Source organism: Streptomyces puniciscabiei, from assembly GCF_006715785.1.
Classification (GTDB): Bacteria; Actinomycetota; Actinomycetes; order Streptomycetales; family Streptomycetaceae; genus Streptomyces; species Streptomyces puniciscabiei.
The window spans coordinates 2,640,594-2,652,391 of record NZ_VFNX01000001.1 but is presented as its reverse complement, the minus strand read 5'-3'; the positions used below and the strand labels follow the sequence as shown (position 1 = coordinate 2,652,391).

The window sequence follows — 11,798 nt, the reverse complement described above, 5'->3', positions numbered from 1 at the left end:
CCGGGCGCGTCTAGAACCCCCTGGTCCGCTTGGCGGCCCGCCGCTTCCCGGCGGACCCGACCCTCAGGAACAACCGGAAGACCTCCGACCCGAGATTGACCCCGATGGCGATGGCCATCGCCAGCGACGCCGCGTTGGCCAGCGACACCAGCCCCTTGTTCACCTCGTTCTGGGCCATGTTCAGCAACCCGAAATACGTGGCGGAGCCGGGCAGCAGCGGCCCGATCGCCGCCGTCGTATAGGGCAGCGCCGACGCGAACCGGTACCGCGACAGCAGCTGCCCGAACAGACCGACCAGCCCCGCCGCCACAGCGGTCGACGCCACCGGCGAGATGTCGGCGACGTAGTGCATCGCGCCGTACACCGTCCACGCCACGCCACCGTTGAGGGTCACCCACAGCACGGTCGACCGCTCCTGCTGGAGCAGCACGGCGAAGGTCAGCGACAGCAGCATGGAGGCCGCGATCTGGATCAGCGGCCGTTCGTTGATGACGAGCGCCGCGTCCGGGTTGAGCTTGCCGCCGACCTTCACCCCGAAGTACAGGACGACCAGCACGCCCGCGACGATGCCCACGAAGAAGTACAGGACCTCCAGCAGGCGGGCCGACGCGGTGATGTAGAAGCCGGTCAGACCGTCCTGCACGCCCGCCACCAGCGCCCGCCCGGGCAGCAGTGCGAACAGTCCACCGGTGACGACGGCGGACGCCTTCACGTCGACGTGCGCCAGCGCGAACGCCACGCCGATCGCCGCGGGCGGCATCGCGGCGACGGTGAACTGGTAGAACTCCGGCAGCCCGCGCCCGGCGCACAGCCAGGCCAGCCGGTCGCCGAGCATCGCGCCGAGGGCCGCCGCGACGAACACGATCAGATCACCGCCGACCAGCATCGAGGCCGCACCCGCCAGCAGCCCGCTGGCCAGGGTCAGCGCCCAGCCGGGGTAGGGGTGCCGGTTGCGGCGGATCTCCGCCAGCCGCCGGTAGGCCTCCTCCAGGGAGACATGGGTCTCCGGGTCGGTCAGGTCGTCCACCAGCCGGAACACGGCCGCGAGCCGGGTGTAGTCGGTGCCCCGCCGCCGTACCGTCCGTGAGGCCGTCACCGGGTCGTCCACGAGCGACGGCTGGTGCGAGATCGACAGCAGGGTGAAGGTGACGTTCGGCTCGCAGCGGTCCAGGCCGTAGGAGCGGCACACCGCGAACATCGCGGTCTCCACGTCCTCCGCGCCCTCGCCGCCGGCCAGCAGCAGCTCGCCGATACGCAGGGTCAGGTCGAGCACGCGCGGGACGGCCGGGCCCTCCTCCTCGACCCGCTGCACCGGCTCGGGCGCGGGCCGCTCGGCCACCGGCATGCGCAGCATCGTGCGCATCCGGTCCTGCCAGGGCGCGTCCTTGACCAGACTGACCAGCGGAACCCCGGCGGCCGGGGTGAACGCCGTGGGGGCGTCCTGGGCGCTGTAGGTCTTCGGCGGGCTGAACGCCGACCCCTCCGGCTCGGCACCGGGCGGCTGCGGCGTCTGAAGGCCCTCCGGCAGGGCGAACTCCGAGGTGGTCTCCGGCTCACCGCCGCCCTCGGGGACCTCGATGCCCTCCGGAATGGCGAACTCGGACGTGATCTCCGGGTCGTACCGCGCCTCGTCCGACCGGGGCTTGCGGTCCTCCGCCTCCGTCACCTCGCACCGCTCCCTGAACGACACCTTCCGTACGGCTCAGTATGCGCATGGACAGGCAGTGGACATACAAACGGGCCGCACACGCACGCGTGCGGCCCGTTTCAACGGGACAGGACTGCTCAGTGGCCGCCCTGCTCCTCGAAGCGCTTGTACGACCGCTCGATCTCCGCCTCGGCGTCGGTGCGGCCCACCCAGTTGGCGCCCTCGACCGACTTGCCGGGCTCCAGGTCCTTGTACACCTCGAAGAAGTGCTGGATCTCCAGGCGGTCGAACTCCGACACGTGGTGGATGTCGCGCAGGTGCTCCACCCGCGGGTCGGTGGCCGGAACGCACAGCAGCTTGTCGTCGCCGCCCGCCTCGTCCGTCATGCGGAACATGCCGATCGCGCGGCACTTGATCAGGCAGCCCGGGAAGGTCGGCTCGTCCAGGATGACCAGCGCGTCCAGCGGGTCGCCGTCCTCGCCGAGGGTGTTCTCGACGAAGCCGTAGTCGGTCGGGTAGGCGGTCGAGGTGAAGAGACGACGGTCCAGGCGGATCCGACCGGTCTCGTGGTCCACCTCGTACTTGTTGCGCGAACCCTTCGGGATCTCGATCGTGACGTCGAACTCCACCGGTGGCTCCTCCATGATCAGCACATAGTTCTGGTGATTAAGTGTCCCTCACGCAGGTGTGTGATCGCGAAAGGGGCTGGTGGTCGTGCCGGAGCTGGGGCCGTGGCGGGCCGCGAGACCGCGGGTTCAGCGGATCGCGAACGCCGTACGACCGCGTCTGGCGCGGGCCGGGGCGGCCGCGAGGCCGCGGATCGCGCGGTTGACGCGGGCCGTGGCGCCGCGCCTGCCGCGGTCACCGGCCCTCAGGACCTGGCAGTACACCGCGGGCGCCGCCACCGCCGGCCTGGCACTGGCCGCCGGTGTGGTGACCGCGGCCGGCCCCTGGGACGCCAACGGTCAGCGTACGGCCGAGCGGGACCGGGCCGCCGCCCTGGAGCGGACAGGTGGCACAGATCACGGCCGGTCCGGGACCACGGCCACACCCCGGCCCGCGCCGAGTGCCGCACCCGTCCTGGTGGGCCTGGACGGCGCGACGAGCGCCGTCGGCACCAAGGAGGCCCCACGGGACGGAAAAGCCCTCTCCGACGTCCTGAAGCCCCTCCTGGGCGCCTCCGCGCTCGGCGGCACCCACGCGGCCGCAGTCGTCGACGTGGCCACCGGCAAGCGGCTGTACGGCACCGACGCCGACGAGGCCCTCACACCCGCCTCCACCACCAAGATCGCCACTGCCGTCGCCGCCCTGTCCGCCCTGGGCCCCGACCACCGCTTCACCACCCGCGCCGCCCTCGAACCCGACACCGGCGAACTCGTCCTGGTCGGCGGCGGCGACCCCACGCTCACCGCCCGACCGAAGGCCGGGGGCACCTCCCGCTCGAGCGCAGCCGGGAGCGGGGGAAGCTGGGCCAGCCTGCGCACCCTGGCGGCGGACACCGCGAAGGCCCTGGCCGGGCGCGGCATCCACAAGGTCACGCTCTCCTACGACACGACCCTGTACTCCGGCCCCGCCCTGCACCCCATCGGCGTCAACGACAACCTCGCCCCGGTCAGCGCCCTGATCGCCGACGAGGGCCGCACCGACGGCTCCAGCAGCGGCCCGGCGCCCCGCGTGAGCGACCCCGCGAAGGACGCGGCGACCAGGTTCGCGGGCTTCCTGAAGGACGCCGGCATCACCACCACACCCCCCGGCCCCTCCAAGGCCAGCACGCGCGCGCAGACCCTCGCCACGGTCTCCTCGCCCCCGCTGTCCGACGTGGTCGAGCGCATGCTGACCAACAGCGACAACGACATCGCCGAGGCCCTGGCCCGCCAGACGGCCCTCACCAGCGGCCAGCCCGGCAGCTTCGACGGCGGCGCCAGGGCCATCTCCGCCCGGCTGACCAAGCTCGGCCTGCCGATGTCGGGCGCCTCCTTCCACGACGGCAGTGGCCTCGACCGCGACGACCGGCTCACCGCCGACCTCCTCACCGCCCTCCTGGTCACCGCCGGCGACCCCGGCCGCCCCGGGCTGCGCCCCGTCCTCACCGGCCTGCCCGTGGCCGGCTTCACCGGCACCCTGGCCGACCGCTACACCGACAGCGCGGCCGGCGTCGTACGCGCCAAGACCGGCACCCTGACCGGCGTGAACACCCTCGCCGGCACGGTCGTCGACGCCGACGGCCGCCTCCTGGCCTTCGCCTTCATGGCCTCCGGCACGACGGACCCCCAGGCGGCCGAGTCGGCCCTGGACCGGACGGCCACGGCACTGGCGGGGTGCGGCTGCAGGTGACACCCGCCGGCCGCTCGCGAGCCGGCCCGGCAACACCCCGGCCCTGCCCGCCCCACACGGCCTGCCCCCAGTGGGAACGTTCCCGTACGGTTGACGACATGACTGGCTTCGGTGGCACCGCATCTCCCGGGATGGTCGACTGGAACCTCGCGGTGGCGACCGCGACGCGGCTCGTACGACCGGGCCCCGACGTCAGCCGCGACGAGGCCCGCGCCGTCGTCGCGGAGCTGCGCCGGCACGCCAAGGCCTCGGAGGAACACGTCCGGGGCTTCACTCGTATGGGCACCGACGAGATCCATGACACCCCCGTCCTGGTGGTCGACCGCCCCGGCTGGGTCCGCGCCAACGTCGCCGGCTTCCGCGAGATCCTCCGGCCCCTGCTGGAGAAGATGCAGGAACGGCGCGCCGGCAGCCCCACCAGCGCGGTCCTCGGCACCGTCGGCGGCAAGGTCACCGGCGTCGAGCTCGGCATGCTGCTGTCGTTCCTGTCCTCCCGCGTCCTCGGCCAGTACGAGACCTTCGCCCCCGCCACCCGCGACCTCCCGGCCGGCGAGAACGGCGGCGGCCGGCTCCTCCTCGTCGCACCGAACATCGTCCACGTCGAACGCGAACTCGACGTCGACCCGCACGACTTCCGCCTGTGGGTGTGCCTGCACGAGGAGACCCACCGCACCCAGTTCACGGCCGTGCCCTGGCTGCGCGACCACCTGGAGGGCGAAATCCAGTCGTTCTTGGCCGAGACCGACGTCGACCCGATGACCTTCCTGGAGCGCATCAGGGAAGCCGCCCAGTCCCTCGCCGGAGGCCGCCCCGAGGGCGAGGAGGAGGACGGCGGCCGCTCCTTCGTGGAGCTGGTGCAGACCCCCGCCCAACGCGAGATCCTCGCCCGCCTCACCGCCGTGATGTCCCTGCTGGAGGGCCACGCCGACTACGTCATGGACGGCGTCGGCCCCAGCGTCGTACCCACCGTGGCGGAGATCCGGGAGAAGTTCCAGCAGCGCCGCGCCAAGGGCGCCTCCCGCCTCGACATCGCCCTGCGCAAGCTGCTGGGTCTGGATGCCAAACTGAGGCAGTACCGGGACGGCGAACGGTTCGTCCGGGCCGTCGTCGAGCAGGTCGGCACCGACGGCTTCAACCGGGTGTGGACCTCGCCCAACACCCTGCCCACCAAGGCGGAGATCGCCAAACCGGCGGACTGGGTCGCGCGGGTGCACCGCAAGGCCGAGTCGTGAACGGCATGGACACGTCGTGAACCGAATCCGGCCGACGGCAGGCGAACGCCCTCTCAATCACCCGTCCGAGGGACCGTGAGCCATGCGTAGGCGTGCAATGCTCGGGGAACCGCCCGCTTCTGTCACCATCTACACACTCTGAGTGACCGTCTCGGGCTCACCCCCCGAAAACTTCATGAAGGGAACCGGACATGGGTCCCCATCCTGCGGTCGCGGCGATACGCCTGGCGGTCCGCCGCGTCCTCCACGACATCCTCAACGACCACCAGACCCCCGGCGGCCCGGGCCTGCACGCTCCCGGTGCACCAGGCCGGCAGGCCTTCGGCACGCACCCGGACCCGACGGCCGAGCGGCCCCCCTCCCCGCTCGTGCTCGTCGCATGCTCCGGCGGCGCCGACTCCATGGCCCTCGCCTCCGCCCTCGCCTTCGAAGCGCCCAAGCTCGGCATCCGCGCCGGCGGCGTCACCATCGACCACGGCCTCCAGCCCGGCTCCGACCTCCGCGCCGACGAGGTCGTCCAGCGCCTGCGCGAACTCGGCCTCGACCCCGTCGAGTCCGTCGCCGTGACCGTCGGCCGCGACGGCGGACCCGAGGCCGCCGCCCGCGACGCCCGCTACGCCGCCCTCGACACCGCCGCCGAACGCCACGGCGCCACCGCCGTCCTGCTCGGCCACACCCGCGACGACCAGGCCGAAACCGTCCTGCTCGGCCTTGCCCGCGGCTCCGGTATCCGCTCCCTGTCCGGCATGGCCGCGGTCTCGGGGGCCGGCGGCCGTTACCGGCGCCCCTTCCTGCAGCTCGACCGGCAGACCGCGCGCAAGGCCTGCATGGTCCAGTCCCTCCCGGTCTGGGACGATCCTCACAACGCGGACCCCGCCTACACCCGCTCCCGGCTCCGCCACGAAGGCCTGCCCGCCCTGGAGAAGGCTCTCGGCAAAGGCGTCGTGGAGGCGCTCGCCCGCACCGCCCAGCTCTCCCGCGACGACGCCGACGCCCTCGACATCTGGGCCAGCCAGGCCGAGGCCTCCGTACGCGACGCCGCAGGTCAGCTGGAGTGCACCAAGCTCTACGCCCTCCCGCCGGCCGTGCGCCGCCGCATCCTGCGCCGCGCCGCCATCGAGGCCGGTGCCCCGGCCGGTTCCCTCTTCGCACGCCACATCGAGGAAGTCGACCGCCTGATCACCGGCTGGCGCGGCCAGGGAGCCATCAATCTCCCCGGCAAGGTCGTCGCCCAGCGGCAGGGTGGCAGACTGGTGATTCGGCAAGGCTGAATCCTTACCCCCACGAGGGGTGAGCGGCCGGTGGGACGACCGAAAGTGATGCGGGTGGACGCGAAAGACATGGGTGCCGACCTCCAGCAGGTGCTCATCACCAAGGAAGAGATCGACGCGAAGCTGGCCGAGCTGGCCGCGAAGATCGACGCGGAGTACGCGGGCAAGGACCTGCTCATCGTCGGCGTCCTCAAGGGCGCGGTGATGGTCATGGCGGACCTCGCCCGGGCGCTGTCCACCCCCGTCACCATGGACTGGATGGCCGTGTCCTCCTACGGCGCGGGCACCCAGTCCTCCGGTGTCGTGCGGATCCTCAAGGACCTCGACACCGACATCAAGGGCAAGCACGTCCTGATCGTCGAGGACATCATCGACTCCGGCCTGACGCTGTCCTGGCTGATCAACAACCTCGGCTCCCGCGAGCCCGCCTCCCTCAAGGTGTGCACCCTGCTGCGCAAGCCGGACGCCGCCAAGGTCGCCATCGACGTCGAGTGGGTCGGCTTCGACATCCCGAACGAGTTCGTCGTCGGCTACGGCCTCGACTACGCCGAGAAGTACCGCAACCTGCCGTTCGTCGGTACGCTCGCGCCCCACGTCTACGGCGGCTGAGCCGGCCGGGACGGTGTGAGCCACTCGGCTCAAGCCTTGTAGGACGATCGGGAACCCCGGCGGGTTCCGGGCCGTTGAAGCATGCAGAGACGGGTTTCCCAGCCCCTCGAAGCGACTTCGTGCGGCTTCGGACCACCACGCTGGGGTACCGTCAGAAGAACTGTCTTATCAAACTCACTATGGCAGGAGGGACGGGGCGGCACCGCTCCGTATGGATGGACGTGAAGCGATACTTCCGTGGGCCGGTCATGTGGATCGTGCTGGCCGTCCTTGCCGTGGTCGTGTTGATGCAGGTCGTCGGCTCGTCCGGCGGCTACAAGACGGTGGACACCGGCCAGGTCGTCGCGGCGATCAATGACAACAGGGTCCAGTCGGCCAAGCTCACCACCGGCGACGAGCAGACCATCAAGGTCACCCTCAAGGACGGCCAGAAGGTCGACGGCAGCTCCAAGATCCAGGCGAGCTACATCGGCGACCAGGGCGTGACCATCGCCGGTCAGCTGCAGACCAAGTACCAGGACAAGCAGATCCCGGACGGCTACACGGTCTCGCCGTCCAAGCAGAACCCGTTCGTCGGCGTCCTGCTCTCGCTGCTGCCGTTCGTCCTGATCGTGGTCGTCTTCCTGTTCCTGATGAACCAGATGCAGGGCGGCGGCTCCCGGGTGATGAACTTCGGGAAGTCCAAGGCCAAGCTGATCACCAAGGACACCCCGAAGACGACCTTCGCCGACGTCGCCGGCTGCGACGAGGCCGTCGAGGAACTCCACGAGATCAAGGAGTTCCTGCAGGAGCCGGCCAAGTTCCAGGCCGTCGGCGCCAAGATCCCCAAGGGCGTGCTGCTCTACGGCCGCCCGGGTACCGGCAAGACCCTGCTCGCCCGTGCCGTGGCCGGCGAGGCGGGCGTCCCCTTCTACTCGATCTCCGGCTCCGACTTCGTCGAGATGTTCGTCGGTGTCGGCGCCTCCCGAGTCCGTGACCTCTTCGAGCAGGCCAAGGCGAACGCCCCGGCGATCGTCTTCGTCGACGAGATCGACGCGGTCGGCCGCCACCGCGGCGCCGGCCTCGGCGGTGGCCACGACGAGCGCGAGCAGACCCTGAACCAGCTGCTCGTCGAGATGGACGGCTTCGACGTCAAGGGCGGCGTGATCCTCATCGCCGCCACCAACCGCCCCGACATCCTCGACCCCGCGCTGCTGCGCCCCGGCCGCTTCGACCGCCAGATCGCGGTCGACCCGCCGGACCTGCAGGGCCGCCTGGAGATCCTCAAGGTCCACCAGAAGGGCAAGCCGGTCGCGCCCGACGTCGACCTGGCCGCCGTCGCCCGTCGCACGCCCGGCATGACCGGCGCCGACCTGGCGAACGTCCTCAACGAGGCCGCGCTGCTGACGGCCCGGGGCGACCAGAAGCTGATCGACAACCGTGCGCTGGACGAGGCGATCGACCGTGTGGTCGCGGGCCCGCAGAAGCGGACCCGGATCATGTCGGACAAGGAGAAGAAGATCACCGCGTACCACGAGGGCGGCCACGCCCTGGTCGCGGCGGCCTCCCCGAACTCCGACCCGGTCCACAAGATCACGATCCTGTCCCGCGGCCGTGCCCTCGGTTACACGATGGTGCTGCCCGACGAGGACAAGTACTCGACCACACGCAACGAGATGCTCGACCAGCTCGCCTACATGCTGGGCGGTCGCGCCGCCGAGGAACTGGTCTTCCACGACCCGACCACCGGCGCCGCGAACGACATCGAGAAGGCCACCAACCTGGCCCGCGCGATGGTCACCCAGTACGGCATGACCGAGCGGCTCGGCGCCATCAAGTTCGGCGGCGACAACAGCGAGCCCTTCCTCGGCCGTGAGATGGCTCACCAGCGCGACTACTCCGAAGAGGTCGCCGCGCTGGTCGACGAAGAGGTCAAGAAGCTCATCGAGACCGCGCACAACGAGGCCTGGGAGATCCTGGTCGAGAACCGCGACGTGCTCGACCAGCTCGTTCTCCACCTGCTGGAGAAGGAGACCCTGGGCAAGGAGGAGATCGCCGAGATCTTCGCCCCGATCGTCAAGCGCCCGCCGCGGCCCGCGTGGACCGGCTCTTCGCGCCGCACCCCGTCCACCCGCCCGCCGGTGCTCTCCCCTAAGGAGTTGGCCCTGACCAACGGCGCGAACGGCGCGACGGCGGCCATCAGCACGGCCAAGTCCACCGCCGCGGAATCCGCCCCGGTCACGGACCAGACCCCGGAGGACCGCCCGGAGAACTGACCGCGTTTCGGCCAAACGGCCTGGAATGAACGCCGCGCCCACCAGGTTCTAGCCTGGGGGCGCGGCGTTCGTATGTCCGCAGCAGACGCGTGGCCGCCGTCACGCGGCAGAAGTTCAGGAACGAGGAAGCACATGACCGACCCGGTGACGCTGGACGGCGAGGGCCCCATCGGCGAGTTCGACGAGAAGCGCGCCGAGAATGCCGTACGGGAACTGCTGATCGCGGTCGGCGAGGACCCGGACCGGGAGGGCCTCAGGGAGACGCCCGCGCGGGTGGCGCGGGCCTACAAGGAGATCTTCGCGGGTCTGTGGCAGCAGCCCGAGGACGTGCTCACGACGACGTTCGACCTGGGGCACGACGAGATGGTGCTCGTGAAGGACATCGAGGTGTACAGCACCTGTGAGCATCATCTGGTCCCGTTCCGTGGTGTCGCCCACGTCGGATACATCCCGTCCGTCACGGGAAAGATCACCGGTCTTTCCAAGCTGGCCCGCCTGGTCGACGTCTACGCCCGCCGGCCGCAGGTGCAGGAACGACTCACCACGCAGATCGCGGACTCCCTGATGGAGATCCTCGAGCCTCGGGGCGTCATCGTGGTCGTCGAGTGTGAGCACATGTGCATGTCCATGCGCGGTATCCGTAAGCCGGGCGCGAAGACCATAACGTCCGCCGTGCGCGGTCAGCTGCGGGACGCGGCGACGCGGAACGAGGCCATGAGCCTGATCATGGCGCGCTGAACCGGTGCCTGGGGAAACCGGCGGTCATGCCGCCGGTTCCGCTCCCGGGGGGTTCTGGTCCTCGTCCTCCGGGAGTTTGCACACCCGCTCCAGGAACAGGGCCGCCGCTATGACGCCGATGCCGGCCAGGACCGAGAAGCCGGCGTAGAAGGCCTGGTCGCGGCGGGCGGGGATGTCCAGCAGTTCCAGCAGGAAGACACCCGTGCCGCCGTACATGCCGGCGACGAGCGCGGCGACCAGGGCGCTGGCCTGGCCGAAGACGACCGCGCGGGCGGCCATCAGGGGGTCGACGCCCTTAGCGCCGGGGCGGCGCTCGCGCTGGGCCCTGAAGCGGGCGCGCAGCGAGAGTGCCGTCGCGAGCAGGACCACCGCGATCAGGGCCAGCACGATGGGGGCGGCCAGGGGGACGCTGGGAAGGGTCCCGATCGAGTTCCAGAGGCGGGCGCCCGCCCAGGACAGGAGCCCGGCCACGAAAAACACGCCCGCCAGCACCCTGATGCGCAGCTCTCTCACGGTGTCCCTTCAGCTCCCCCGGACCGGTCCGGACGGCGGTCGTCTCGGCCTTGTCGTCGAGTCGTCTTGACCTTAACGACTACTCGGGCAGTCGGAGTTCCAGGTCCTCGCGGGGCTGGACGCCCGCACGGGTGACGGCCGACAGGAGTTCGGCCACCGCCCCGCGGCCGGGAAGCTGGGCCTGCGGGTCCACGTCGTGCCAGGGCGCGAGCACGAAGGCGCGCTCGTGGGCGCGCGGGTGGGGGAGGGTGAGCTGGGGGTCGTCGGAGGTGACGTCGGCGTAGGCGACGATGTCGACGTCCAGGGTGCGCGGGCCCCAGTGCTCGTCGCGGACGCGTTTGTACGCCTCCTCGATGGCGTGGGCCCGCTCCAGGAGGGAGGCCGGGGGCAGGGTGGTCTTGAGGGCCACGACCGCGTTGAAGTACGACGGCTGGCTGCCGGGCTCGACGCCCCAGGGCTCGGTCTCGTACACCGGCGAGACGGCCTTCACGCGGACGCCGGGGGTGTCCTCGAGCGCGTCGACGGCGCCCTGGAGGGTCTCCAGGCGGTTGCCGAGGTTGGAGCCGATGGAGATGACGGCCCATTTGGGGTTCTGCAGGGTCGTGTCGGCGGCGTCGACCTTCTCGACGACCGAGGCGGGCACCGGCTGGACGGTCGGGTCGCTGTGACCCTGGAGGAAAGGTCGGGTCATACTCGGCTCCGGGTGATGGTGACGGTCACGTCGTCGAAGGGGACGGTGATCGGTGCGTCGGGCTTGTGGACGCAGACCTCGACCTCCTGCACCCCTTCGTGCTTCAGGCAGGACTGGGCGATCCGCTCGGCGAGCGTCTCGATGAGGTCCACCGGCTCGCCCTCGACCACGGCCACGACCTCCTCGGCCACGATGCCGTAGTGGACGGTCTTCGCCAGGTCGTCGTCGGCAGCCGCCGGCCGGGTGTCCAGCCCAAGGACGAGGTCCACGATGAAGGTCTGGCCCTCCTCGCGTTCCTTGGGGAACACACCGTGGTGCCCGCGGGCCTTGAGGCCGCGCAGCGCGACACGATCCACGCGAATCACTCCTGCAATCGTCGGGAAGGACCGGTCCGTACCACGTGCGGGCGGCACACCGGCCTCAGACGAATCTACCTGCGGGCACTGACAAAACCGGGCCGCCTGGTGCGGGCCCGGGCCGGGATCACGAGGGTTCACCCCGTGTTTC

Annotated in this window: 11 protein-coding genes; 6 read left to right on the top strand and 5 right to left on the bottom strand. The window is 70.9% G+C overall.

Translation table 11 applies throughout. From position 1 onward, the window contains the following. Window positions 1–10: 10 nt before the first annotated feature. A complete protein-coding gene (locus FB563_RS12075) occupies window positions 11–1,666 on the bottom strand; it encodes a threonine/serine exporter family protein (protein ID WP_055708007.1) in 1,656 nt (551 codons plus the stop codon). 119 nt (window positions 1,667–1,785) lie between these two features. Next, window positions 1,786–2,277, bottom strand: coding sequence for an inorganic diphosphatase (locus FB563_RS12070; RefSeq protein ID WP_055708033.1), 492 nt, complete (start codon window positions 2,275–2,277; stop codon window positions 1,786–1,788). Between the two features lie 79 nt (window positions 2,278–2,356). Between FB563_RS12070 and dacB the strand changes: the two genes are divergently transcribed. From dacB to folE, 6 genes are all read left to right on the top strand, one after another. Then, complete coding sequence (gene dacB, locus FB563_RS12065; protein ID WP_079048934.1) at window positions 2,357–3,982, top strand: D-alanyl-D-alanine carboxypeptidase/D-alanyl-D-alanine endopeptidase; 1,626 nt, start codon at window positions 2,357–2,359, stop codon at window positions 3,980–3,982. Window positions 3,983–4,080: 98 nt separating this feature from the next. After that, window positions 4,081–5,214, top strand: a complete 1,134-nt coding sequence (locus FB563_RS12060) for a zinc-dependent metalloprotease (protein ID WP_079048935.1) — start codon at window positions 4,081–4,083, stop codon at window positions 5,212–5,214. Between the two features lie 191 nt (window positions 5,215–5,405). Then, window positions 5,406–6,485 carry a tRNA lysidine(34) synthetase TilS gene (tilS, locus tag FB563_RS12055; protein ID WP_055708009.1) on the top strand — a complete coding sequence of 360 codons (1,080 nt, stop codon included), beginning with the start codon at window positions 5,406–5,408 and terminating at the stop codon, window positions 6,483–6,485. A 48-nt stretch (window positions 6,486–6,533) separates the two neighbouring features. After that, on the top strand, window positions 6,534–7,094 hold the full coding sequence (hpt, locus tag FB563_RS12050; protein WP_031165039.1) for a hypoxanthine phosphoribosyltransferase: 561 nt from the start codon (window positions 6,534–6,536) through the stop codon (window positions 7,092–7,094). 215 nt (window positions 7,095–7,309) lie between these two features. Further along, window positions 7,310–9,349 (top strand): ATP-dependent zinc metalloprotease FtsH, encoded by a 2,040-nt coding sequence (ftsH, locus tag FB563_RS12045; RefSeq protein ID WP_055708010.1) that lies wholly within the window; start codon window positions 7,310–7,312, stop codon window positions 9,347–9,349. Between the two features lie 132 nt (window positions 9,350–9,481). Continuing rightward, window positions 9,482–10,087: a GTP cyclohydrolase I FolE gene (gene folE / locus FB563_RS12040; protein WP_055708011.1), complete on the top strand. Its 606-nt coding sequence runs from the start codon at window positions 9,482–9,484 to the stop codon at window positions 10,085–10,087. A 24-nt stretch (window positions 10,088–10,111) separates the two neighbouring features. Here the strand turns inward: folE and FB563_RS12035 are convergent, their stop codons facing one another. The 3 genes from FB563_RS12035 to folB all read right to left on the bottom strand — a co-directional run bounded on the left by FB563_RS12035 (window position 10,112) and on the right by folB (window position 11,647). Further along, on the bottom strand, window positions 10,112–10,600 hold the full coding sequence (locus FB563_RS12035; RefSeq protein ID WP_055708012.1) for a DUF3180 domain-containing protein: 489 nt from the start codon (window positions 10,598–10,600) through the stop codon (window positions 10,112–10,114). A gap of 79 nt (window positions 10,601–10,679) precedes the next feature. Beyond that, window positions 10,680–11,291 (bottom strand): 2-amino-4-hydroxy-6-hydroxymethyldihydropteridine diphosphokinase, encoded by a 612-nt coding sequence (gene folK / locus FB563_RS12030; RefSeq protein ID WP_055708013.1) that lies wholly within the window; start codon window positions 11,289–11,291, stop codon window positions 10,680–10,682. Further along, window positions 11,288–11,647, bottom strand: coding sequence for a dihydroneopterin aldolase (gene folB / locus FB563_RS12025; protein ID WP_055708014.1), 360 nt, complete (start codon window positions 11,645–11,647; stop codon window positions 11,288–11,290). Before folB ends, folK begins: the two co-directional genes overlap by 4 nt. Window positions 11,648–11,798 lie beyond the last annotated feature (151 nt).

What these genes read in the sequence shown, in the direction of transcription:
- ftsH (WP_055708010.1), top strand. Translation starts at nt 7,310, where the DNA reads ATGGACGTGAAGCGATACTTCCGTGGGCCGGTCATGTGGATCGTGCTG.
- tilS (WP_055708009.1), top strand. Translation starts at nt 5,406, where the DNA reads ATGGGTCCCCATCCTGCGGTCGCGGCGATACGCCTGGCGGTCCGCCGC.
- folK (WP_055708013.1), bottom strand. Translation starts at nt 11,291, where the DNA reads ATGACCCGACCTTTCCTCCAGGGTCACAGCGACCCGACCGTCCAGCCG.
- FB563_RS12060 (WP_079048935.1), top strand. Translation starts at nt 4,081, where the DNA reads ATGACTGGCTTCGGTGGCACCGCATCTCCCGGGATGGTCGACTGGAAC.
- hpt (WP_031165039.1), top strand. Translation starts at nt 6,534, where the DNA reads ATGCGGGTGGACGCGAAAGACATGGGTGCCGACCTCCAGCAGGTGCTC.
- folE (WP_055708011.1), top strand. Translation starts at nt 9,482, where the DNA reads ATGACCGACCCGGTGACGCTGGACGGCGAGGGCCCCATCGGCGAGTTC.